The sequence below is a fragment of the Zhihengliuella alba genome, from assembly GCF_039538765.1.
Taxonomy (GTDB): Bacteria; Actinomycetota; Actinomycetes; order Actinomycetales; family Micrococcaceae; genus Zhihengliuella; species Zhihengliuella alba.
Map to the genome: position 1 here is coordinate 77,975 of NZ_BAABCJ010000002.1, position 23,130 is coordinate 101,104.

Annotated in this window: 21 protein-coding genes; 4 read left to right on the forward strand and 17 right to left on the reverse strand. The window is 72.0% G+C overall.

The features are described from left to right. Positions 1 to 185: 185 nt before the first annotated feature. Positions 186 to 1,376: a GTP 3',8-cyclase MoaA gene (gene moaA / locus ABD784_RS06140; protein WP_344881547.1), complete on the forward strand. Its 1,191-nt coding sequence runs from the start codon at positions 186 to 188 to the stop codon at positions 1,374 to 1,376. Positions 1,377 to 1,458: 82 nt separating this feature from the next. Further along, positions 1,459 to 1,788: a MoaD/ThiS family protein gene (locus ABD784_RS06145; RefSeq protein ID WP_344881550.1), complete on the forward strand. Its 330-nt coding sequence runs from the start codon at positions 1,459 to 1,461 to the stop codon at positions 1,786 to 1,788. Between the two features lie 33 nt (positions 1,789 to 1,821). Here the strand turns inward: ABD784_RS06145 and ABD784_RS06150 are convergent, their stop codons facing one another. From ABD784_RS06150 to rimP, 13 genes are all read right to left on the reverse strand, one after another. Beyond that, positions 1,822 to 3,153 carry a M16 family metallopeptidase gene (locus ABD784_RS06150; protein WP_344881553.1) on the reverse strand — a complete coding sequence of 444 codons (1,332 nt, stop codon included), beginning with the start codon at positions 3,151 to 3,153 and terminating at the stop codon, positions 1,822 to 1,824. Positions 3,154 to 3,169: 16 nt separating this feature from the next. Continuing rightward, positions 3,170 to 5,404, reverse strand: a complete 2,235-nt coding sequence (locus ABD784_RS06155; RefSeq protein WP_344881556.1) for a polyribonucleotide nucleotidyltransferase — start codon at positions 5,402 to 5,404, stop codon at positions 3,170 to 3,172. Positions 5,405 to 5,716: 312 nt separating this feature from the next. Then, a complete protein-coding gene (rpsO, locus tag ABD784_RS06160; RefSeq protein WP_309080201.1) occupies positions 5,717 to 5,986 on the reverse strand; it encodes a 30S ribosomal protein S15 in 270 nt (89 codons plus the stop codon). A 167-nt stretch (positions 5,987 to 6,153) separates the two neighbouring features. Next, positions 6,154 to 6,927, reverse strand: a complete 774-nt coding sequence (locus ABD784_RS06165; RefSeq protein ID WP_344881559.1) for a class I SAM-dependent methyltransferase — start codon at positions 6,925 to 6,927, stop codon at positions 6,154 to 6,156. 3 nt (positions 6,928 to 6,930) lie between these two features. Beyond that, entirely contained in the window at positions 6,931 to 7,929 is a 999-nt protein-coding gene (locus ABD784_RS06170) for a bifunctional riboflavin kinase/FAD synthetase (protein ID WP_344881562.1), read from the reverse strand. A gap of 143 nt (positions 7,930 to 8,072) precedes the next feature. After that, positions 8,073 to 8,492: a hypothetical protein gene (locus ABD784_RS06175; RefSeq protein WP_344881565.1), complete on the reverse strand. Its 420-nt coding sequence runs from the start codon at positions 8,490 to 8,492 to the stop codon at positions 8,073 to 8,075. Continuing rightward, on the reverse strand, positions 8,489 to 8,863 hold the full coding sequence (locus tag ABD784_RS06180; RefSeq protein ID WP_344881568.1) for a hypothetical protein: 375 nt from the start codon (positions 8,861 to 8,863) through the stop codon (positions 8,489 to 8,491). The genes ABD784_RS06175 and ABD784_RS06180 overlap by 4 nt, the downstream gene beginning before the upstream one ends. Positions 8,864 to 8,923: 60 nt before the next feature. Next, positions 8,924 to 9,784 carry a tRNA pseudouridine(55) synthase TruB gene (truB, locus tag ABD784_RS06185; protein ID WP_344883418.1) on the reverse strand — a complete coding sequence of 287 codons (861 nt, stop codon included), beginning with the start codon at positions 9,782 to 9,784 and terminating at the stop codon, positions 8,924 to 8,926. A 104-nt stretch (positions 9,785 to 9,888) separates the two neighbouring features. Continuing rightward, the gene (gene rbfA / locus ABD784_RS06190) at positions 9,889 to 10,356 is read right to left on the reverse strand and encodes a 30S ribosome-binding factor RbfA (RefSeq protein ID WP_344881572.1); all 468 of its coding nucleotides are present in this window, start codon (positions 10,354 to 10,356) and stop codon (positions 9,889 to 9,891) included. Positions 10,357 to 10,461: 105 nt separating this feature from the next. Beyond that, positions 10,462 to 13,326, reverse strand: a complete 2,865-nt coding sequence (gene infB / locus ABD784_RS06195; protein ID WP_344881575.1) for a translation initiation factor IF-2 — start codon at positions 13,324 to 13,326, stop codon at positions 10,462 to 10,464. Positions 13,327 to 13,486: 160 nt separating this feature from the next. Beyond that, positions 13,487 to 13,819, reverse strand: a complete 333-nt coding sequence (locus tag ABD784_RS06200; protein WP_344881578.1) for a YlxR family protein — start codon at positions 13,817 to 13,819, stop codon at positions 13,487 to 13,489. 190 nt (positions 13,820 to 14,009) lie between these two features. Then, positions 14,010 to 14,984, reverse strand: coding sequence for a transcription termination factor NusA (gene nusA, locus ABD784_RS06205; protein WP_344881581.1), 975 nt, complete (start codon positions 14,982 to 14,984; stop codon positions 14,010 to 14,012). Beyond that, a complete protein-coding gene (gene rimP, locus ABD784_RS06210) occupies positions 14,985 to 15,563 on the reverse strand; it encodes a ribosome maturation factor RimP (RefSeq protein WP_344881584.1) in 579 nt (192 codons plus the stop codon). It abuts the gene before it with no gap. Between the two features lie 241 nt (positions 15,564 to 15,804). Here rimP and ABD784_RS06215 point away from each other — a divergent pair, with 241 nt between their 5' ends. Then, positions 15,805 to 17,211 (forward strand): prolipoprotein diacylglyceryl transferase, encoded by a 1,407-nt coding sequence (locus ABD784_RS06215; protein ID WP_344881588.1) that lies wholly within the window; start codon positions 15,805 to 15,807, stop codon positions 17,209 to 17,211. Positions 17,212 to 17,236: 25 nt separating this feature from the next. Here ABD784_RS06215 and ABD784_RS06220 read toward each other — a convergent pair whose 3' ends face one another. Next, a complete protein-coding gene (locus ABD784_RS06220; protein WP_425582934.1) occupies positions 17,237 to 18,064 on the reverse strand; it encodes a sulfite exporter TauE/SafE family protein in 828 nt (275 codons plus the stop codon). A gap of 27 nt (positions 18,065 to 18,091) precedes the next feature. Then, entirely contained in the window at positions 18,092 to 19,897 is a 1,806-nt protein-coding gene (locus tag ABD784_RS06225; RefSeq protein ID WP_344881591.1) for a proline--tRNA ligase, read from the reverse strand. Between the two features lie 152 nt (positions 19,898 to 20,049). Here ABD784_RS06225 and ABD784_RS06230 point away from each other — a divergent pair, with 152 nt between their 5' ends. Then, positions 20,050 to 21,225 (forward strand): benzoate/H(+) symporter BenE family transporter, encoded by a 1,176-nt coding sequence (locus ABD784_RS06230; protein WP_344881594.1) that lies wholly within the window; start codon positions 20,050 to 20,052, stop codon positions 21,223 to 21,225. 68 nt (positions 21,226 to 21,293) lie between these two features. On the opposite strand, the gene ABD784_RS06235 is transcribed toward ABD784_RS06230, so the two are convergent. Together ABD784_RS06235 and ABD784_RS06240 are read right to left on the reverse strand one after the other, a co-directional pair. Continuing rightward, positions 21,294 to 22,157: an AraC family transcriptional regulator gene (locus ABD784_RS06235; protein ID WP_344881596.1), complete on the reverse strand. Its 864-nt coding sequence runs from the start codon at positions 22,155 to 22,157 to the stop codon at positions 21,294 to 21,296. Between the two features lie 96 nt (positions 22,158 to 22,253). Next, on the reverse strand, positions 22,254 to 23,087 hold the full coding sequence (locus tag ABD784_RS06240) for a GNAT family N-acetyltransferase (RefSeq protein WP_344881601.1): 834 nt from the start codon (positions 23,085 to 23,087) through the stop codon (positions 22,254 to 22,256). Positions 23,088 to 23,130: the final 43 nt, after the last annotated feature.

Here is a 23,130-nt window from a genome sequence, read left to right on the forward strand (position 1 = left end):
CGAGCGGCGGTGATTCCGAGCGCTCCGGGAGACGCTGTGCGAGCCGTGGCCCGGGCTGCCGCCGCGGGGGCCTCCGGCACCGGGCGGGGGCGGCTCGGCCCGGGCTGGTGCGATGGCTTCGGCATGGTCAGGAGTCTAGTCGCCGCGGCATGGAGTTAGGCCCGCAGGTGGTCTACGCTCGAAGGATGGGAACCACCCGCGTCAGCCTCCAGACGACCCGGCCGAGGTCGGAGGGCCAGCGCGACACCGGAGGCCTCGCGCCCGCCCCCGAGCCGGCGGCCGGCACCGCTGCGCCCGGCACCCGGGGAGTGGACGCCGCCGCCTGGCCGCGGGACGCCGGACCGGTCGAGAAGCCCCTCGTGGATCGCTTCGGCCGGGTCGCGAGCGACCTGCGCATCTCGCTCATCGACAAGTGCAATCTCCGCTGCACCTACTGCATGCCGGCCGACGGCATGGCCTGGCTGCCCAAGAGCCGTCTCCTGACCGGCGAGGAGGTCCGCCGCCTGGTGACCATCGGGGTCCGGGACCTCGGTGTCCGGGAGCTGCGCCTCACCGGTGGAGAACCGCTGGTCCGGGTCGACTTGGTGGACATCGTCGCGGGTCTGCGCGCCGACCACCCCGAGCTCCCCATCTCCCTGACGACCAATGCCGTCGGGCTGGCCAAGAAGGCCCGGCCGCTCGCCGACGCCGGGCTCAGCCGCATCAACGTCTCGCTGGACACCCTCCACGCGGGCACGTTCCAGGAGCTGGCCCGCCGCAACCACCTGCAGGCGACGCTCGACGGGATCGACGCCGCCGTCGACGCCGGACTGGGGGCTCCCCTGAAGATCAACACGGTCCTTATGCGCGGCGTCAACGACCACGAGGCCGCGGACCTGCTCGCGTGGGCGGTGGAGCGCGGGTTCGAGCTGCGATTCATCGAGCAGATGCCGCTGGACGCCGACCACGGCTGGCGCAAGGACAACATGGTCACCTCGGCCGAGATCCACGAGAGGCTGTCCGAGCGCTTCGTCCTCTCCGCCGACCCGAGGGACCGCGACGGCGCACCGGCCGAGCGCTTCCAGGTAGCCCACCGGGCCGACCCGGGCCGGGTCGTCGGGACCGTCGGCATCATCGCCTCGGTGACGGAGCCGTTCTGCTCCGATTGCCGGCGCACGCGCATCACCGCGGAAGGCAAGGTCATGGCGTGCCTCTTCTCCCGCGAGGAGACTGACCTCTCCGAGCTGCTCCGCTCCGGCGCCAGTGACGACGACGTCGCGGACCGCTGGCGCGAGGCCATGTGGGGCAAGCCCCGGGCGCACGGCATGGGCCATCCGGGCCTCGGCGACGACGACTTCGTCCAGCCGGACCGGAGCATGAGCGCCATCGGCGGTTGACCCGCCCCGCCGGCCCACGCGGCCGGCTCCGCCCCGGGCATCGCGAGCCCCACCAGACCCGACTCCCCCTGGAGGAGCCATCATGAGAATCCGCTATTTCGCGGCCGCGGCCGCCGCGGCGGGACGCCAGCAGCAGGACATCGCCGTCTCCGCCCTTCCCGAGCCGACGCTCGGCGCGCTCCTGGAGCACGTCGCGGCGCTCCACCCCGCCGGGGACCGTCGCCCGGAACCGGCCGCGGTCGGCGCCGGGGAGACCAGCCGCGGCGCGGCCCCGGTCCGCCGGACGCCGTCGCTGGCCCGAGTGATCTCGCGCTCGAGTTTCCTCGTCAACGAGGTCAGCGTGCGGGACCGCGGGCACCCGCTGGGCGACGAGGACGTGGTCGACGTCCTGCCGCCGTTCGCCGGTGGATAGCCGGACGACCCGCCCCCGACGCCCGGTGGGGCGTCAGAGGCCGAAGTCGGCCGCCGTGTCGAAGGGGCCCACGACCGTGACGGTCCGCCGCCGGCCGGCGAGCTCGCGGGCCAGGTCCTGGACGTCCTGGGCCGTCACGGCCCGGATCTTCTCCAGGGTGGTGTCGATGTCCTGGAAGTGCCCGGTGACGAGCTCGGCCCGGCCGAGCCGGGACATGCGCGAGCCCGGATCCTCGAGCGCGAGGACCAGCCCTCCGGAGATCTGGCCCACGGCCTTGGCGATCTCCTGCTCGGTGACGCCCTCGGCGGCCAGGCGCTCCAGCTCCGCGCCGAGCAGCTGGATGACCTGCCCGGTCTTCGCGGGAGAGCATCCGGCGTACATGCCGAAGTAGCCGGCGTCCGAGTACGCGGCCGAGAACGAGTACGTCGAGTAGACCAGGCCGCGCCGCTCGCGGATCTCCTGGAAGAGCCGCGAGGACATGCCGCCGCCGAGGATCGTGTTGAGCACACTCATCGTCTGGCGGCGCTCGTCCGTGGCGATGATGCCCGGGCAGCCCATGATGATGTTGGCCTGCTCCACGGGGCGGCGGATCACGTCCACCGTGTGCTGGCCCTCGATCACCGCGGGCCGGTTGTCCCGGCGCTTGACCGGCTCCGCCCCCGGCTCGAGCTCCCACCCGGCCCGGGAGAGGGCCTCGAGGACCTGGCGGCAGACGTCGTCGTGGTCCAGGGACCCGGCGGCGGTGATGACGATCTCCTGCGGCGCGTAGTACCGCCGGTAGTGCTCCAGCACGGCCTCGCGCCGGATCCCCTGGATCGCCTCGGGGGTGCCTCCGATGGGCCGGCCGAGCGGGTGCTCGCCGAGCACGGCGGAGGCGAAGTTCTCGTGGGCGACGTCGCCGGGGTCATCGCTGTCCATGGCGATCTCCTCGAGGATGACGTCGCGTTCCTGCTCCAGGTCCTCCGGGTCGAGGACCGCGGAGGTGACCATGTCCGCGATCACGTCGATCGCCAGCGGCAGGTCCGAGTCGAGGACCCGCGCGTAGTAGCAGGTGTGCTCTTTCGCCGTCGCGGCGTTGGACTCGCCGCCGACCTCGTCGAACGCCGAGGCGATGTCGAGGGCCGTGCGGCGGGAGGTTCCCTTGAACAGGAGGTGCTCGAGGAAGTGGGTCGATCCATGCATCCCCGCGGCCTCGTCGCGGGATCCGACGCCGACCCAGAAGCCGATCGTCGCCGAACGCTGTCCGGGCATCGCTTCGGTCAGGACCCGGACCCCGCCGGGGAGGACCGAGCGGCGCACTACTGCGCCGCCTGCCTCCCCGTGCAGGATGCTGGATGCGGACCCGTCGAGGGGTACCAGAGCCATCGAGTGGGTCGCGTCCCTACTCTGCCGGCTGCTCGGCGGTCTCGGAGGCGTCCTCCGCGACGACCGGGGCCAGGGAGAGCTTGCCGCGGTCGTCGACCTTGGTCAGCTCGACCTGGAGCTTCTGGCCCACGGAGAGGACGTCCTCGACGTCGTCGACGCGCTTGCCACCGGCGAGCTTGCGGAGCTCGGAGATGTGGAGCAGGCCGTCCTTGCCCGGCATCAGCGAGACGAACGCGCCGAAGGTCGTCAGCTTCACGACCGTGCCCAGGTAGCGCTCGCCGACCTCGGGAACCTGCGGGTTCGCGATGGCATTGATGGCGGAGCGGGCGGCCTCGGCGGACTCGCCGTCCGTGGCGCCGATCAGGACCGTGCCGTCGTCCTCGATGGAGATGTCGGCGCCGGTGTCCTCCTGGATCTGGTTGATCATCTTGCCCTTCGGGCCGATGACCTCGCCGATCTTGTCCACCGGGATCTTCACCGAGATGATGCGCGGTGCGAACTCGCTCATCTCGTCCGGCGCGTCGATCGCCGCGTTGAGCACATCGAGGATGTGCAGGCGGGCCTCGCGGGCCTGCTTCAGCGCTGCGGCCAGCACCGAGGCCGGGATGCCGTCCAGCTTGGTGTCCAGCTGGATGGCGGTGACGAACTCGGCGGTGCCGGCGACCTTGAAGTCCATGTCGCCGAACGCGTCCTCGGCGCCCAGGATGTCGGTCAGCGCGGCGTAGCGGGTCTCACCGTCGACCTGGTCGGAGACCAGGCCCATGGCGATGCCGGCGACCGGTGCGCGCAGCGGCACGCCGGCGTTGAGCAGCGACAGCGTGGAGGCGCAGACGGAGCCCATCGACGTCGAGCCGTTGGAGCCGAGGGCCTCCGAGACCTGGCGGATCGCGTAGGGGAACTCCTCGCGCGACGGCAGCACCGGCACGATGGCGCGCTCGGCGAGGGCGCCGTGGCCGATCTCGCGGCGCTTCGGGGAGCCCACGCGGCCCGTCTCTCCGGTGGAGTACGGCGGGAAGTTGTAGTTGTGCATGTAGCGCTTGCGCGTCACCGGCGACAGCGAGTCGATCTGCTGCTCCATCTTGAGCATGTTCAGCGTGGTGACACCCATGATCTGGGTCTCGCCGCGCTCGAAGATCGCGGAGCCGTGCACGCGGGGCAGGACCTCGACCTCGGCCGTCAGCTGACGGATGTCGGTCAGGCCGCGCCCGTCGATGCGGACCTGCTCGGTGAGGATGCGCTGGCGCACGACCTTCTTGGTCAGCGAGCCGAAGGCCTTGGAGACCTCGCCGGCGCGTCCCTCGAACTGCTGGCCCTCGGCGGCCAGCGCCTCGACGACCTCGTCGCGGAAGATGCTCGAGGCGTTCTCGCGCTCCTGCTTGTCCGCGATCGAGAAGATCTCGGTCAGGCGGGCGGTCGCCTTCTCCTCGACGGCGGCGAAGACGTCGTCCTCGTAGTCGCGGAAGACCGGGAACTCGACGGCCGGCTTGGCGGCGCGGGAGGCGAGGTCGGCCTGCGCCTCGCAGAGGACCTTGATGAACGGCTTCGCGGCCTCGAGGCCCTCGGCGACGACGTCCTCGGTCGGGGCGGTGGCACCGCGCTCCTTGATGAGGTTCCAGGCGTTGTCGGTCGCCTCGGCCTCGACCATCATGATCGCGATGTCGTCCTCGGTCTGGCGGCCGGCGACCACCATGGAGAAGACGGCGTCCTGCAGCTGCGAGTGCTTCGGGAAGGCGACCCACTGGGCGGAGCCGTTGCCGTCGTCCACGAGCGCGACGCGCACGCCGCCGATCGGGCCGGAGAACGGCAGGCCGGAGAGCTGCGTGGACATCGACGAGGCGTTGATCGCCACGACGTCGTACAGGTCGTCCGGGTTGATGGACAGGACGGTCACGACGACCTGGACCTCGTTGCGCAGCCCCTTGACGAAGGCCGGGCGCAGCGGGCGGTCCATGAGGCGGCAGGCCAGGATGGCCTCGGTCGAGGGGCGGCCCTCGCGGCGGAAGAAGCTGCCCGGGATGCGGCCGGCAGCGTACATGCGCTCCTCGACGTCCACGGTCAGCGGGAAGAAGTCGAAGCCTTCGCGCGGGTGCTTGCCCGCCGTGGTGGCGGAGAGCATGGAGGTGTCCTCGTCGATGAGGACGAGGGCGGAACCGGCGGCCTGCTTGGCGAGGCGGCCGGTCTCGAAGCGGATGGTGCGGGTGCCGAAGCGGCCGTTGTCGATCACGGCTTCGGCGAATTGGACGTCAGACAAAGTGTCTTCTCCGTATCTATGTGCGGAGGACACAGCCTCATCGCTTCGCTCGGCCGGGCGGCGCCCGGGCGGAGGCGAGGATGCACCCGGTCTTCGATCGAGGTCCACGGCGCTCCGGCGGCCGGATCCGACCGGCCGGGGGCACCCCGTAGACCACTACCGAGGACCGCGAATGCCGATGATGGGCTGCGCTCCGTTGGTGTTGGAAGTGCTATTCGGTTGTGCGGGCGTGTTGCACGCCCAGTACACAGACTAAAGGCGGCGACCCGGCAGAGAAAACCTCCGTCGGGTCGCCGCCTGAAGTCAACGAGCCTACTTGCGCAGGCCGAGGCGCTCGATGAGTGCGCGGTAGCGCACGATGTCGACGCGCTTCAGGTAGTCGAGCATGCGACGACGGCGACCGACCAGGGCCATCAGGCCGCGGCGGGTGTGGTGGTCGTGCTTGTGCGACTTCAGGTGCTCGGTCAGGTCCGAGATACGACGGGTCATCACTGCAACCTGCACCTCGGGCGAACCGGTGTCGCCCTCGTGCGTTGCGTACTCCTTGATGATCTCAGTCTTCACAGCGGCGTCAAGGGCCACAATAACTCCTAGAGTTGTACCGCGAACAGGTGCGCGCCCTCGCGGGCGCCAGCGCCCTCCACCGCGGACTGCAGCGGGCACCGTCGTCCAGTCTATCAGCCCACGCCCGGGCGCGGGTCCGGCCCGGCCCGGTCGCCGCCGCAGCGCCGCTCCCCGGCGGGGGCCGGTCAGCCGCGGTCCGCGCGCCAGGCGTGCGTGTAGTACGGCAGCTCGATCCGCTCCCCCGGCGCGTGGCCGAGGTGCTCGTAGAGGTACCAGTCGAGGTTCGCGCGCACCGTGGCACGGGTCGCCTCCGTCGCGCGCAGGTAGTAGGCCCGCGACTTCGCCAGCTCGCCCAGGAACTCGGGGGTCACCGGCTCGCGCCAGCGCTCGTGGTGCGCGCGCCAGGGGCCCAGGCCCGGGCCCTTCTCCGGCTCGAACTCGGGCCGGTGCACGTCGCCGGCGTGCATGATCCGTGCGAGCCGGTGCACCCAGGGGACGGTGACGTCGAGCTGGTTCCAGACCAGCGCCAGCGCGCCGCCGGGGCGCAGCACCCGGACGGCCTCCGCCGTCGCGCGCTCCGGGTCGACCCAGTGCCAGGCCTGGGCGCAGACGACGACGTCGAACGCCGCCTCCTCGAGGCCCGTCGCCTCGGCGGGCGCCTCGACGCAGCGGACGCCGGGCAGCTTGGCGGCCAGCGCGCGGAGCATGTCCGCGGAGGGGTCCAACGCCGTGACGCTCGCCCCGCGCTCGAGCAGCTGGGCCGTCAGGATGCCGGTGCCGGCCCCGACGTCCAGGACGTCTGCGCCCGAGCCGAGGAGGAAGTCCACGGCGCCCGCCGGATAGGCGGGGCGCACGGCGTCGTAGTGGTCGGCGCCGTCGGTGAATGCCTCGCCGATCTCGGCGCGGATGCGCGGGGCCCGCCGGGGCAGGTTGGGCACCGGCGCGGGCTGGTCGCTCACGGCCTACTCGGTCCGGGCGGCGGGGGCCGTCTCCCCCGTCGACTCCCCGCCGCTGCCGCGGGGGCGGAGGACCGCGCGGGCCTGGGCGACGTCGTCGTTCATCTGCTCGATCAGCGCGTCCACGCCGCGGTAGGCGACCATGGGACGGAGCCGCTCCACGAACTCGACGCCGACCCGCTGGCCGTAGAGGTCGAAGTCCTCGACGGGCTCGTCGGGGCGGTCGATCACATGGGCCTCGACCTGGCGGCCGACCCCCTCGAACGTGGGGTTGGAGCCGACCGAGATGGCGGCGGGCCAGCGCGTGCCCGCCTCGTCCACGAGCCAGCCGGCGTAGACGCCGTCGGCCGGGATGATGCCGTCCGCGGTGGGGGCGAGATTCGCCGTCGGGAAGCCGAGCTCGCGGCCGCGGGCAGCCCCGTGGACCACCTCGCCGCGCATGCGGTGCGGGCGCCCCAGCACCTCGGCGGCCGTGGCGACGTCGCCGGCGGCGAGGGACTCCCGGATCCAGGTGGAGGACCAGCGGCGGCCGCTGCCGACGTCGTCGATCCCGACGACGTCGAACCCGTACCGCCGGCCGAGCTCCACCATGGTCTGGAAGTCGCCGTGGTTGCCGCAGCCGAAGCGGACGTCGTGCCCGATCACCACGGTGCAGGCGCCGAGGGCGTCGACGATGACGCTCTCCACGAACTCCTGCGCGGTGGCCTGGGCGAAGTCGAGGGTGTAGTGCAGGGTCAGCAGGGCGTCCACGCCGCACTCGGCGATGAGCTCAGTGCGGTCCTCGAGACCCATGATGAGCGGCGGGGCCTGGTCCGGCTGGTGCACCTGGCGCGGGTGCGGGTCGAAGGTGATGGCGACGGCGGCCGCGTCGCGCCGCTCGGCCTCCCCGACGAGCTGGCGGAGCACGGCGCAGTGGCCGCGGTGCACGCCGTCGAAGTTCCCGATGGTCACCACGGCGGGGCCGAACCCGGCTGGCACGGCCTCGAGGCCTGTCCAGTGCTGCACGTTGCTCCTTCTCTGCGTGGTGTCCGCTCCTCGGATCCGGCCGCGGCCCGATCCGAGTCGACTCTAGTACGGCCGGCGCCGGGCCGCTGTCCCGGCCCGCCGTCCCGTCCTGCGGTCCTACGGTCCGCTGTCGGCGTCGGCCGCTAGGGGGTGGTCCGCGCCCCGGGGGCCCGTTCGCGGTGGCGCACCAGCCACCAGAGGCCCACCAGGGGCAGGACGAGCGGCACGTAGCCGTAGCCGCTGCCGAAATGGGACCAGACGGCGGGGTGCGCGAAGAGGTGCGGGACGGCGAAGCTCAGGATCCCGACCACGACGACGCCGACGAACTCGAAGGCGACGGCGGCCAGCGAGAGCCGCCAGCTGCCCGGCCGGCGGGAGGCCAGCGCCACCGTGGCGACGATGTAGACGACGGCGGCCAGCGCGCTGAGCAGGTAGGCCACGGGCGCCTCCGAGAACTCGGTGGCGATCTGGTAGCCGGCCCGGGCGGTGGCGGCGAGGGCGAAGATGCCGTACACGGCGATGATGATGCGGCCCAGTCCGGTCTGCCGCTCCTGCTGTCTCACGCGAGCACTCCTCCGTGCCAGATCTGCTCCATCCGGAACAGCATGACGAATACGGTGGCGCCGACGGCGGCGAGCACCAGATTGGACCAGCGGGTCTTGTCCGTGACGGCCCACCAGAAGGCCAGCACGGGGATGAGCAGCGCGGTGAGCAGGTAGCCCCAGAACTCCCAGAGCTCGCCGCTGACCGGGTCCCCTCCGGCCTGCCGGATGCCGGCCGTGACGCCGTAGACGATCAGGAAGAGCTCGACGGCGGCGACGCCGAGGATCGCGATGTCGTCCGGGTAGTCCCGGGCGAAGGTCGCAACGACGGCGACGAGCACCGACACCGCGCACACGACGGCGCCGGCGATGAGGAGTCCGGATGCGAGCACGGGGTTGTTCTGCCTTTCTAGGGTTCCGGGCCTGGCGGCGCCGGGTCGATCCCGGGGACGTCAGGAGGCGGCGAAGACCAGTTCCGGCCGGGCGACGTCGTCCTGGTCCACCAGGAGCGCCACGACCGTGCCGTCCGGTGCGACGGCGGCGACGGGACCGTCCGCGCCGGTGACGGGGATGCGCCGCCCGAAGCCCAGCTCGGTCGCCTCCTCGGCGGTGAGCATCCGCTCGGGGAAGAGCGCGCGGGCGGCGGAGTCCAGGTCGAGCATGCCGAATTCCTCGGCCAGTTCTTCCATGGTCCGTGCCGCGTCGATCGAGTACGGGCCCACCTGGGTGCGCCGCAGGACGGTGAGGTGCCCGCCGACGTCCAGTGCCTCGCCCAGGTCACGGGCGAGGGCGCGGATGTAAGTCCCGGAGGAGCACTCGACGGTGACGTCGACGTCGACGATGCGCCCGGCCTGGAGCCGGCGCACCTCGTGCACGTCGAACCGGGAGACGGTGACCGGCCGCGGCTGCAGCTCCACGTTCTCGCCCTTGCGGACGCGCGCGTAGGATCGCTGGCCGTCGACCTTGATCGCGCTGACGGAGGAGGGCACCTGCATGATGTCGCCGGTGAGGCCCACGACGGCGTCGCGCACGGCGTCCTCCGTGACCGCCGCGGCGATGCGCTCCTGCACCACCTCACCCTCCGCGTCGTCCGTCACCGTGCTCTGGCCGAGCCGGATGGTGGCAGTGTAGGTCTTCCCGGTGCCGACGATGTAGGTCAGCAGACGGGTGGCCTTGTTGACGCCGACGACGAGCACGCCGGTGGCCATGGGATCGAGCGTTCCGGCATGCCCGACCTTCCGGGTGCCGGCGAGCCGCCGCATCCGGCCGACCACGTCATGGCTGGTCCAGCCCTTCGGCTTGTCGACGATCACGAGCCCGGACGCGGTGCTCTGCGGCCGCTGGGCGCCCTGCTGCCGAGCCCCCTGCCGCGGAGCCCCCTGCTGCCGGTTGCCCTCTCCCCTGGTGCCGCCAGCGGTCACGCGCGCGCTTCCCCGGCCTCGTCGTCGTCCTCGTCGTCGAGCTCGGACTCGGACTTCTTGTACGGGTCGGGGTCGCCGGCCGGCTTGGCCTGCTGGGCCAGGGCCGCCACCTCGGCGTCGCGCTCCTTGGCCTGGCGGAGCAGGTCCTCGAGGTGGGACGCGTTGACGGGGATCTCGTCGGCCACGAACTCGAGCGACGGTGTCAGCCGGATCGTGAGGTTCCGGCCGACCTCCTTGCGGAGCACACCCTTGGCCTTCTCGAGGGCCTTGGCGGCGTCCTCCTTGGCGACGTCGTCGCCGAAGACCGTGTAGTAGATGGTCGCCTGCTGCAGATCGCTCGTGACACGGGCGTCCGTCACGGTGATGGAGTCGACGCGGGGGTCCTTCACCACCTTGCCCAGGGCCTGGGCCACGACGACCTTGATTCGCTGCGCGAGCCGTGCCGCGCGTGCCTGATCAGCCATGCTGACCTCCTTTGGAGCGATCTCTGGTAGAGAAAACTTATCAATGAACGCGAGCGACGGCGGGCCCGCTGTGCGAGCCCGCCGTCGTCAGCGCGGTGCGCGGGATCAGGCGCGCGGCTTCTCCTGCATCTCGAAGGTCTCGATCACGTCGCCTTCCTTGATGTCGTTGAAGGAGCCGAGTCCGATACCGCACTCGTAGCCCTCGCGGACCTCGGTGGCATCGTCCTTGAACCGCTTGAGCGACTCGATGGTCAGCCGGTCGGCGACCACGTTGCCGTCGCGCACCAGGCGAGCCTTGGTGTTGCGGCGGATGATGCCCGAGCGGACGATCGAGCCGGCGATGTTGCCCCACTTGGACGAGCGGAAGACCTCGCGGACCTCCGCCGATCCGAGCTGGACCTCCTCGTACTCCGGCTTGAGCATGCCCTTCAGCGCGGCCTCGATGTCGTCGATCGCCGAGTAGATGACCGAGTAGAAGCGCATGTCGACGCCCTCCTTGTCGGCCAGATCGGCGACGCGCTCCGCCGGGCGGACGTTGAAGCCGATGATGATGGCGTTGTCCACGGTGGCGAGGTTGACGTCGTTCTGCGTGATGGCGCCGACGCCGCGGTGGATGACGCGCAGCTGCACGTCCTCCCCCACGTCGATCTTGAGGAGCGAGTCCTCGAGCGCCTCGACCGCACCGGAGACATCGCCCTTGAGGATGAGGTTGAGGGTGTCGATCTTGCCCTCGGCCACAGCCTGGTCGAAGTCCTCCAGCGTGATGCGCTTGCGGCGCTTGGCCAGCGCCGCGTTGCGGTCGGCCGCCTCGCGCTTCTCGGCGATCTGACGGGCGGTGCGCTCGTCGTTGGTCACCAGGAAGGTGTCGCCTGCACGCGGCACGGAGGACAGGCCGAGGACCTGGACCGGGCGGGACGGCAGGGCGACGTCGAGGTTCTCGCCGTTCTCGTTGAACATGGCGCGGACGCGGCCGTGCGCACGGCCGGCGACAATCGTGTCGCCGACGGCGAGCGTGCCCGACTGGACGAGGACGGTCGCGACGGCGCCGCGGCCCTTGTCCAGGTTGGCCTCGATCGCCACACCGCGGGCGTTCTTGTCCGGGTTGGCGCGCAGGTCGAGCGCGGCGTCCGCGGTGAGCAGGATCGCCTCGACGAGCTCGTCCAGGCCCTCCTTCTTGAGCGCGGAGACCGGGATGAACATGGTGTCGCCACCGTACTCCTCCGGCACCAGGCCGTACTCGGCGAGCTGGCCTTTGACCTTGTCCGGGTTCGCGCCCTCCTTGTCGACCTTGTTGACCGCGACCACGATCGGCACCTCGGCCGCCTGGGCGTGGTTGAGCGCCTCGATCGTCTGCGGCATGACGCCGTCGTCCGCGGCGACCACGAGCACGGCGATGTCGGTCACCTTGGCACCACGGGCACGCATGGCGGTGAACGCCTCGTGGCCCGGGGTATCGATGAACGTGAGCGCCCGGTCCTCGCCCTCGTGCTGGGTCTCGATCTGGTAGGCACCGATGTGCTGGGTGATGCCGCCGGCCTCGCCCTCGATGACGTTGGCCTTGCGGATCGAGTCCAGCAGGCGGGTCTTGCCGTGGTCGACGTGACCCATGACGGTGACCACCGGCGGACGCGGTTCCAGCATCTCGTCGGTCTCGGCCTCGCGCTCGTCCTCGAGGTTGATGTCGAAGGACTCGAAGAGCTCGCGCTCCTCGTCCTCGGGCGAGACGACCTGGACCTTGTAGCCCAGCTCCTCGCCGAGGAGCTCGAAGGTGGCCTCGTCCAGCGACTGCGTCGCCGTGGCCATCTCGCCGAGCGTCATCAGCACGGTCACGAGCGCTGCCGGGTTCGCGTTGATCTTCTCGGCGAAGTCGGCCACGGAGGCGCCGCGGCGCAGACGGACGATCGTCGAGCCGTCGCCCTTCGGAACGCTGACGCCGCCGAAGCTGCGCTCGTTCTGCTGCTCGAATTCCTGACGCTTCGCGCGCTTCGACTTGCGCTGCTTGCCGCGCGAACCGCCCTTGCCGAAGGCACCGGCCGTGCCGCCGCGGCCGCGGCCACCGCCGCCGCCGGGACGGAATCCCCCGCCGCCGCCGGGTGCGCCGCCCGGGCGTCCGGGTGCACCGGGACGGCCGGGGCCGCCGCCGGGGCGCCCGCCGGTCGCGGCCGGCTTGGGACGCTGCTGCGGCATCATGGCCGGGTTCGGCCGTGCGCCGCCGCCCTGCGGGGCACCCGCGGGACGCGGGGCGCCCGGACGGGGACCGCCGGTGCCCGGGGCGCCCTGACGGCCGCCTGCCGGACGCGGGCCGGCCGCGCCGCCACCGGCGGCGGGACGCGGGGCGCCCGGACGGGGACCGCCGGAGCGCTGTCCGCCCGCGCCGCCCGGGCGCATGCCCTGCTGGGTGGCGTACGGGTTGTTGCCGGGACGCGGGGCTGCCGGGCGGGGGCCCGGACGGGGGCCGCCGCGCTCGTCGCTGCCACGCATGCCCTGCGAGGGGGCGAACGGGTTGTTGCCCGGACGCGAGGACGCCGGCTTGGCCGCCGGACGCGGGGCGCCCGGCTTCGGCCCTGCCGCCTTGGGGGCGGGGCTCGGCGCCGGGGCCGGCGTCTCGGCCTGAGGCTCCGGTGCGGAGCCCGGCTTGGGAGCGTCCGTGCTCGGCTGGTCGGCGGCCGGCTTCTCGGCCGCCGGCTTCGGTGCCGCGGTGCCCGGCTTGGGCGCCGCGGACGTGCCGGGCTTCGGGGCGGAGCCCGGCTTGGGGGCCGATCCCGGCTTCGGGGCCTGGCCGCCGGCGGGCTTGTCCGCCTTCTGCGCTCCAGCGCCGGGGTAGGCGTCGCGGAGCTTCTTGACTACTGGGGGCTCGATCGTCGAGGACGCCGAGCGAACGAATTCGCCCATGTCCTGCAACTTGGCGAGTGCTTCCTTGGAAGGAATTCCGAGCTCTTTCGCGAGCTCGTGTACGCGGACCTTGGCCACATTTCTCCTGTCTCGGTCCGCCCCTGCACTCGAAAGAACTAGAGGTGAACCGTCGTTTTCCTACTCGTCCGGCGGTCGCGCGTTCGCGGCGCACCGGTTGCGGCGCATAACTCGTATGTCATAGCTAGGCGCTCATCGCTTGCCGCTCATCGGGTTTCCATCAGATTTCTGACCCGCTTTCAGGTTGGACGGTTACGTCGGCGCGCCCCATGGAGTGGAACGCGTCGATGGCTGCGGTCAGCTGCGCCTCGTCGGGCATGGACACCTGGGCCCGGAAGGCCCGGTTGAACGCCCGCTTCTTGGCGGCTGCTGCAGCACACGCCGGATCCGGGTGCAGCCATGCACCACGTCCGGACATGCGTCGGCGGAGATCCGGGACGACGGCGGTCTGGCCGCCCTCGCTCTTCTCCCTCACCCAACGCATCAGCTGAGTCTGGTCGGCGACCTGTCGGCATCCGATGCACGTCCGCTGCGGGCTCTGCTGCTCGCTCACGTGACGTCGTATCTCCTGCCTGCCCCGCATGACTGCGGGTACTCGCCAACACACTCCGGCCCCCGGCGGACCGCACAGCGATGCGGACCCGCAGGTGAGCCGTAGTCCAGTCTACCGCGCCGGGACCGACTCGTCGCCCCGGCCCGCTCGTGGGCGGGGCGCGCTCCCCCGACGCCGACGCGGGGAGCCGCTACTCGGCGGCCCTGGCGTCGGAGACGATGTCGATGCGCCACCCCGTCAGCTTGGCGGCGAGGCGGGCGTTCTGGCCCTCCTTGCCGATCGCCAGCGAGAGCTGGTAGTCGGGGACCACCACGCGGGCCTGGCGGGCCGCCTCGTCGACGATGGTGACCGAGCTGACCTTCGACGGGGAGAGCGCGGCGGCGATGAACTTGGCCGGGTCCTCGTCATAGTCGACGATGTCGATCTTCTCGTCGTTCAGGTCGCTCATGACCGCGCGCACACGGGTTCCCATCTCGCCGATGCAGGCGCCCTTCGCGTTGATGCCGGGCTTGCGGGCGTGGACCGCCATCTTGGTGCGGTGGCCGGCCTCGCGGGCCAGCGCCACGATCTCCACCGTGCCGTCGGCGATCTCGGGGACCTCGAACTCGAAGAGCCGGCGGACCAGGTTCGGGTGCGAGCGCGAGAGCGTGATCGACGGTCCCTTGAGGCCCTTGCTCACGCCGGTCACGTAGGCGCGGATGCGGCGGCCGTGGGAGTAGTCCTCCCCGGGGACCTGCTCGGGCGGCGGGAGCAGGCCCTCGATCTCGCCGAGGTCCACCTGCACCATGTGTGGGTTGTTGCCCTGCTGGATCTGCCCGGAGATCAGCTCGCCCTCCTTGCCCTTGAAACGTCCGAGGATGCTGTCGTCCTCGGCGTCGCGCAGGCGCTGCATGATCACCTGCCGGGCGGTCGAGGCGGCGATCCGCCCGAAGCCCTCCGGGGTGTCGTCGAACTCGCCGACGACCTCGCCGTTATGCTCGATCTCCTTGGCCCAGATGGTCACGTGACCGGTCCGCGGGTCCATCTCCGCCCGGGCGGCCGTGAAGGCGCCGGGCGTCTTGTGGTACGCCGCGAGCAACGCCTGCTCCATCGTCGGGATCAGCCTCTCGAGCGAGATGCCGCGCTCGCTGACCAGGAGGCGCAGTGCTCCCATATCGATGTCCATCTAGGCCTCCTCTGCCTGCCCGTCGACCTGGAGGTCGACGAAGTCTTCTGTGCCGTCGCCGGCGGGTCGGTTGAACTCGACCTCCACCCTGCCCCGGCGGATCTGGTCGAACGGCACCCGTACGGGTTCGCCGGTCTTGGGTTTCATGCCCTTCTTCACGGGCAGCTGCGGCACGAGGACGACGCCGTCGTCCGTGACCTCGGTGAGCCGTCCGGTGATGTTCTCGTCGCCGGCGATATTGGCGGCGACCAGCCGGCCGAGGTTCCGGCGCCAGTGGCGCGGCTCCGTCAGCGGGCGGCTCACGCCGAAGGACGAGACCTCGAGGTCGTACGGGGCGTCCGTGTCGTGGGGGTCGGCGTCGAGCGCGGCGGACACGGACTGGGAGACCTCGGCGATCGTGTCGAGGTCGACGCCCTCCGTGCCCTCGGCGCGGTCCACGACCACATGGAGCGCCCGGTGGTCGGCCGAACGGCGGATCTCAACATCTTCCAGGATCAGGCCGTGGGCGGCGACGGTGGGCCTCAGGTAGTCCGCGAGGCGGGCGGCCTCTGCTTGGGTCTCTTCCGGCTTCCCGGACATTGTTCCTCCCACATATTCGATGTTGTGCGCACCAGACTATCGATTTTCACCGGCTCCCGCTGGGGCCGGACCATCCCGGCCGGCGCGGTCCCGCCCCGGGGTGGGACGCCCGTCACGGACGCGGCGGGCTCCCCCGGTGGAATGGGCACCGTCTGCCCGGGCGGGTCCACGGCACCGCCGCGGCGGCCGCACCGGGCCGGATCGCCCGGGTGCCGGCGGCCGCGTGGGATGATCGGAGGCGATGAGCCAGCGCCCCAGCCCCCCGAGATCCGCACCCTCCGGCCGAGGACGGGCGCACGACGGCGCGCCCCGGCCCCCGCGCTCGGCTCGCCTGAAGCGGGGGCTCCGGCAGCTGACAGTCTTCGCGATCCTGGCGCTGATCATCGTCGCCCTCGGCACGACAGCCATCACGGGCGGGGCCCGCGACCCCGAGCAGGCCGCGGATCCGAGTGTCGAACAACACGTCGCCGCGCTGGCCGCGGGAGCCGCTGCCCTGGGCGGGGAGCTCCCCGCCACGCTGCGGGAGTCGGTCTCCCGGCAGAGCCGTCTGCTCGGCCCGCCCCAGACCACGGAGCCCCTCTTCTCGTGGCTTCCGGAGAGCGATCCCCGGGAGCCGGTGATCCCGCCGGCCGACGACGTGGCCGGGTTCGCCGACCAGCTGGAGGCCACGGCCCGGCTGATCCTCCAGACGGCGCTGCGGGCCCCCCTCGACCCCGCGACCGGACCCGAGGGCGGGCAGGAGGACGGGCACGAGGGCGGACGCGACGAGGGGCACGGTGCCGTGGCGCCCGAGCGCCTGCGCACGCTCGTCGCCGTGGGGCTGGAGCAGATCCAGGCCCTCGAGACCCTCGACGCCGAGCGGGCCGAGGCGCTGCGCGCCGAGGTCGGCGCCGCGGCGCTCGAGTCCGCGTCGGCGCCGTCGACCGCTGCACCGTCGACCGCTGCACCGTCGGCAGCTGCACCGTCGGTAGCTGGGTCCAGCCCGGACGCCCCGGACCGGGCATCCGACGACGCGGCGTCCCCGACGGCGGGGACCGATGCGGGGCAGACCGGAGGCGCGGGCCGCGAGAGCGCGGAGACCGGGAGCGCTGCGCCGGAGGCGACGCACTCCGACGCCGAGGCACCGTCCGGTGCCGCGTCGCCGTCCCGGGAGGCGCCCGAGCCCGTGGCCGGGGAGCGGTGCGCGCCGGTCGCGGCCGCCGCCGACGCGGCCTACCGGACGGCGTACCTGTACGAGTACGGCGCGGTCCGCTCGCAGGTCGATTGGCCGGACCAGGGAGTCGTCGGCGATCCCTCGACCGGCGCCGAGGAGTCCGCTGCGGGCCTCGGCGAGCCGCTGGCCGCTTCGCCGGTCGCGGACCCGGCCGCCTGGTGGCCCACCGCCGATCGGCGCGAGGCCCTCGGCGACCGGCTCGCCGATCTGCTGCCGCAGGGCTGCGTGGCGGTGCGGGAACCGGCCTACGCGGCACCCGCCGACCCGGAACTGCCGGACGCGCTCGCGGAGACGGAGGTCCAGCTGGCCCTCGCGCTGCGCGACGCCGCCGCGGCCGCCCCGGTCTCCCAGCGCGGCTGGCTCCTGGTCGAGGCGCTCGCGGCCACCGCGCGCGCGACCGAGGAGCCCTGGCTCACGCTGACGGCGGAGGGCTAGGCGCTCTCGACCCGACGGCGGAGGGTCAGAAGTTCTCGACGACGACGTCGTACCCGAGCCGGAGGATCAGGACGGAGACGACGATCAGGAACACGATCCGGATGAACTTGCTGCCCCGGGTCACGGCCATGCGTGCCCCCGTGTAGCCGCCGAGCATGTTGGCGACCCCGAGGGCCAGTCCGAGGCCCCACAGGACGTGGCCGGTGGGAATGAAGAAGACCAGGGAGCCGAGATTCGTGGCCATGTTGACCAGCTTGGCCTTGGCCGAGGCGTCCAGGAAGTTGTAGCCCATCGCGATCACCATGGCGATGATCAGGAAGGAACCGGTCCCGGGGCCGATCATCCCGTCGTAGAAGCCGATGATCGCCCCGATCGTGCCGGCGGCGACGTAGTGCCTGGCACCCTGGTGCCGCAGTTGCGTCAGTTCCCCGACCGTCGGCTTGACCGCGGTGAACACGGCGACGGCGACGAGCGCCGCGACGATGATCGGCTTGAAGACCGCCGGGGGCAGCAGCGTGGCCACCACGGCGCCGCCGAAGCTCCCGGCGAGGGCGATCAGGGCCATGGGAATGGCTGTCCTGAGGTCCGGGTGGACGCGACGGTAGTAGGTCACGGCGCTCGTGGTGGTCCCGAAGATGGAACCCAGCTTGTTGGTGGCCAGGGCCTGGACCGGGCTGACGCCGGGGACCAGCAGGAGGGCGGGCAGCTGGAGCAGCCCGCCCCCGCCGACGACGGCGTCGATCCACCCGGCGGCGAAGCCGACGAGAACGATCAGGGCCAGTGTCCCGGCCTGGATGCCGTCGAGGCCGGACCCGTCCAGGAAGCCGAATTCAGCGCCGGTGAAGAGCTCCACGTCCGGAACCGGTAACGCCGGGGCCGGCTAGTGCTGACCGCGGACGGCGTGGACGATGTAGTCCACGACCTCGGCGGTCGGGACGTTCTCCCGCTCGCCGCTCGCGCGGTCCTTCACCTCCACGACGCCCTCGGCGTAGCCGCGGCCGATGACGGCGACGGTCGGCACGCCGATCAGCTCCGCGTCGCCGAACTTCACGCCGGCGGAGACCTTGGGCCGGTCATCGAACAGGACCTCGACGCCCTGGGCCTCGAGCTCGGCGACGAGGTCCTCGGCCGCCGGGACCAGCTCCTCGCCCTTGCCGGTGACCATCACGTGGACGTCGGCCGGTGCGACGACGCGCGGCCAGACCAGGCCCTTGTCGTCGTGGTACGCCTCCGCGATCGCGGCGACCGCACGGGTGACACCGATGCCGTAGGAGCCCATGGTTACGGTGGTCTGCTTGCCGTTGGCGTCGAGGACCTTCAGGTGCAGGGACTCGGCGTACTTGCGGCCGAGCTGGAAGATGTGGCCGAGCTCGATGCCGCGGGCCGTCTCCAGCGGGCCGGAGCCGTCCGGAGCCGGATCGCCCTCGCGGACCTCGACGGCCTCGATGGTGCCGTCCCAGGTGAAGTCCCGCCCGGCGACCAGCCCGAAGACGTGCTGGCCACGGACGTTGGCGCCCGTGATCCAGGTGGTGCCGGAGACGATGCGCGGGTCCACGAGGAAGAGGATGCCCGACGCGGCGTCGCGGCCGAGGACCTGGTGCTCGTGGCCGAGGCCGGGACCGACGTAGCCCTTGACCAGCAGCGGCTGGATCTTGAGGTCCTCCTCGGTGGCCTGCTCGACGGCGACTTCCCCGCCGACCCCGAGGTGGGTGGCGAGATTGGCCTGCACGCGCTTGAGGTCCACGGCCCGGTCGCCCGGCACACCGATGACGACGAGCTCGCGCTCCCCCGTGGGCAGCGTGGCGGCCAGGACGACGTTCTTGAGCGTGTCCGCGGCCGTCCAGGGACGGTCCTCGCGGGGCGCGAGTTCGTTGGCGGACTCGACGAGCGTGTCGATCGTCGGCGTGTTGGGGGTGTGGCGCACCTGGAAGGCCGGGGCGTCGTCGTACGGGATCTCCTCGGGGACCACCGTGGTGACGGCCTCGACGTTGGCGGCGTAGCCGGCGACCGAGCGGACGAACGTGTCCTCGCCGATCGGGGTCGGGTGCAGGAACTCCTCCGACCGGGAGCCGCCCATGGCGCCGGCGGTCGCGGCGACCGGGACGACCTCGAGGCCGAGGCGCGCGAAGATCTTCAGGTACGCGGCGCGGTGCTTCTGGTAGGCCTCCTCGAGGCCCTCGTCGTCGATCGTGAAGGAGTAGGAGTCCTTCATGATGAACTCGCGCCCGCGGAGGAGCCCGGCACGGGGGCGGGCCTCGTCGCGGTACTTCTGCTGGATCTGGTAGAGGTACACCGGCAGGTCCTTGTACGAGTTGTACAGGTCCTTGACCAGGAGGGTGAACATCTCCTCGTGGGTGGGGGCCAGGAGATAGTCGCCCTCCTTGCGGTCCTGGAGGCGGAACAGGGCGTCGCCGTACTCCGTCCAGCGCCCGGTGGCCTCGTAGGGCTCGCGCGGCAGCAGCGACGGGAAGGAGACCTCCTGGCCGCCGATGGCGTTCATCTCCTCGCGGATGATCTGCTCCACCTTGCCCAGTACCTTCAGTCCCATCGGCAGCCAGGTATAGATTCCCGGGGCCGCGCGCCGGATATAGCCGGCGCGGACGAGCAGCTGATGGCTGGCGACCTCCGCATCCGCGGGGTTGTCGCGGAGCGTGCGCAAGAACAGGTTGGACAGGCGAAGGGCCACTAGCGTTCCGATCTACGAACTTCTCAGTACAAATCCTCACTCCCGCACAGGGCGGTGTTGAACCCCCACTGTAGCGTGACGACGCGGCAGAACGCGTCATCGGGAACCGCCGTCGCGACACCGCGGTGCCCCGGTCAATAGAGTGGACCTCCGTGCCCACCATCTCGGATCTCTCCCAGCCGGTCTCGGCCGGAATCGTCGGCGCCGTCACCGGCTTCGCGTCGTCCTTCGCGATCGTCCTCGCCGGCCTGACGGCCGTCGGCGCCACGCCGGGGCAGCTATCCTCCGCCCTGCTCGTGCTCTGTCTGGCGCAGGGCGGGCTGGCCATGCTCCTGAGCTGGCGCTACCGCATGCCGGTCTCCTTCGCCTGGTCGACGCCGGGCGCCGCGCTGCTCGTGACCGCGGGCGCGGTCACGGACGATTTCGCCGCGGCCGTCGGCGGGTTCGTGCTGTGCGCCGCGCTCATCGTCCTCACGGGCTGCTGGCCCGTGCTCGGGCGGCTGATCAACCGGATCCCGCCGTCGATCGCGGCCGCCATGCTCGCCGGCATCCTCTTCCCGATCTGCCTCGCCCCCGTCACGGCCGCCGTCGAGCTCCCGCTCGTGGCGCTGCCGATCATCCTGGTCTGGCTGGTGCTGCAGCGGTTCGCACCCCGCTGGGCGGTGCCGGCGGCGATGGCCGCCACCGCGGTCGGGGTCGCGTTCGTCGCGGAGCCCTCCGCCGCCGGCCAGCCCGGCTGGCCGGCCCTCGCCCTCGTCGCCCCGGTCTGGGACCCGGCCGTCATGGTCGCTCTGGGCGTGCCCCTCTACATCGTGACCATGGCGGGCCAGAACATCCCCGGCTTCGCGGTCCTGACGACGTTCGGCTACCGCCGCGACATCAGCCGCTCGGTCCTGCTGAGCACCGGGGCCGCGAGCGGCCTCGGCGCCCTGGCCGCCGCCCCGCCGATGAACCTCGCCGCCCTGTCGGCGGCCATCATGGCCGGTCCCGACGCCCATGCGGACACGGAACGGCGCTGGATCGCGGCCTTCGCCGGCGGGGCCACCTATCTGGTGCTCGGTCTGGCGGCTCCGCTGGCGACCCTCCTGGTGGAGGCCGCGCCGCCGTCGCTGATCCAGGCGGCCGCCGGCCTGGCCCTGATGGGCGCGATGATCAACGCCGTGGGCACGGCGTTCGAGCGTCCGGACCACCGGCTCGTGGCGCTCGGGACATTCCTCGTGGTGGCCTCGGGCACCACCATCGCCGGCGTGGGGTCGGCCTTCTGGGGGCTCGTCGCGGGCGGTTTCCTGCTCCTGACGGTCAGGCGTGCCCCGCGCGCCCCCTCCTGACCGAATCGGAGGCGCCCGGCGCCGTTGACCCCTCGGGCGGCCGTCCGTCGCCGGCTCCCGGGGCCCACCTAGCCCACCGGCTCGGCCTCCACCGGGATCCACAGTCCGGCGCGCCCACGGGTGGAACCCGCCTCCATCTCCGCCTGCATCAGCTGTGGCCCCGGCGCCCAGCGGTACGGGTTGGAGGGGAACCACTCGGCGGCGGCATCGGCCCAGAGGCGCTGCGCGGCCTGCGGCATCTCGCCTTCGGCCTCGAACACGACCCAGCGCCCCGCGGGGACGGTGAGTTCCTCGAGTTCCGGCGGCGTCGGCAGCGAGCTCGCCGCCGCCCGCCAGTAGTCGACCCGGGTCCCCTCGGCGATGTCGGGGTCGTTGCCCGCGGTGACCGACAGCAGCCCTCGGGGCTCGACGTCGTTCAGGTCCCCGAGCCGCTGGCGGGTCTCCGTCCCGATCGAGCGCTCGAAGTCGATGATGGCCTGGTTGGGGCCGGAGTACACGACCGGCACTGCTGCTCTGAGCCCGACCAGTTTGAGGTCGGGCAGTTCGACGATGCGATGCTTCATCAGCGTCGTCCCTTCTACTCGTAGGTGGAACGAGAGACGGGGCTGGGAGGCCAGCCGGGCACCGGCGACGCGGGCCTGGGCCGGAGTCATGCCGTGGACGGTGCGGAAGGCCCGCCCGAACGCCTCGGCGGAGGAGTAGCCGTAGCGGACGGCCGTGTCGAGGACTCCGTCCCCGGCCACGAGGTGCGCCGCGGCCAGCGTCATCCGGCGTCGGCGCACGTACTCGGAGACCGGCATGCCGGCCAGCGTGGAGAACATCCGCCTGAAGTGGTACTCGCTGGTGGCCGCCGCACGCGCGGCGTCGGCGATGACCAGGTCATCGCCGAGCCTCGACTCGATCAGCTCGATCGCTTCATTCCACAGGTGCACGCCGGCCTCCCCATCTCTCGTCCTCGAGCCTACGGAGCGCCGGCGGGTGCCCGCCCGATGATCCGTGCCCGAAAGTGCTCCCCCGCCGGGAGCGGCCTAGAACAGGACGGTCGCGAACTCGCCGACCCGCTCGAAGCCGACGCGGCGGTAGGACGCCAGCGCCGACTCGTTGTAGTCGTTGACGTAGAGGCTCGCGATGGGTGCGGCGTCCAGCGTGTAGTTCAGCATCGCGGACATGTAGCTGGTGGACAGGCCCCGGCCGCGCAGCTCCGGGGCCAGCCAGACCCCCTGGATCTGGGCCGCCGCGGGCGTCACGGTCCCGAGGTCCGCCTTGAACTTCACGCCCCCGGGCGGCTCGATGTCCACCAGGCAGTGCCCGCGCACGATCAGGGACCTCACCCGCCGGCGGTAGTAGTCCCCGCCGGTGGCGAGCGCGGAGTAGCCCAGCTCCTCCTCGAACATGGCGGCGCTGGCCGGGAGCACGACGTCGTACTCCTCCGGCCGCGCCCGGCGGAGGGTGGCGGCGGGGGCCACGGACGACGGCGTGGCGGTCGCCAGGAGCGGCTGCCGCTCCCGGACGCTGAAGGCGCGCTGGCGGCCGTGGCGGAGTGCCTCCCAGATGCCGTGCACGGCCTCAGCCGGGCCGAAGACCGAGGAGAAGTGCCGGTCGAGCCGGCGGATCGCCTCACCGAAGCGCCTCCCCTGGTGCTCCGTCGCCGTCAGGGGCACCACGTTGGAGCCGACCCAGCAGGCGCTGAGCAGCTCGTCGTCCTCGAAGTACCCGAGAAACAGCGCACCGCCGGAGCTCGCGGGTGCGGGCTCGGCGGTGCCGTATCCGTCCAACTGGGACTGGATGAAGATGTGCGCAACCGGATCCAGGACCGTCAGGTCCTGCAGCGCCGCGGTGTGCTCGCCCGTCAGGACGCGCACGTGACGGCTGAGCCGGTCGCCCGGCCCAGCAGTCGCGGCGGGG

Coding starts and splice junctions, on each gene's coding strand:
- moaA (WP_344881547.1), top strand. CDS start 186: ATGGGAACCACCCGCGTCAGCCTCCAGACGACCCGGCCGAGGTCGGAG.
- ABD784_RS06145 (WP_344881550.1), top strand. CDS start 1,459: ATGAGAATCCGCTATTTCGCGGCCGCGGCCGCCGCGGCGGGACGCCAG.
- ABD784_RS06150 (WP_344881553.1), bottom strand. CDS start 3,153: ATGGCTCTGGTACCCCTCGACGGGTCCGCATCCAGCATCCTGCACGGG.
- rbfA (WP_344881572.1), bottom strand. CDS start 10,356: ATGGCTGATCAGGCACGCGCGGCACGGCTCGCGCAGCGAATCAAGGTC.
- nusA (WP_344881581.1), bottom strand. CDS start 14,984: ATGGACATCGATATGGGAGCACTGCGCCTCCTGGTCAGCGAGCGCGGC.
- rimP (WP_344881584.1), bottom strand. CDS start 15,563: ATGTCCGGGAAGCCGGAAGAGACCCAAGCAGAGGCCGCCCGCCTCGCG.
- ABD784_RS06215 (WP_344881588.1), top strand. CDS start 15,805: ATGAGCCAGCGCCCCAGCCCCCCGAGATCCGCACCCTCCGGCCGAGGA.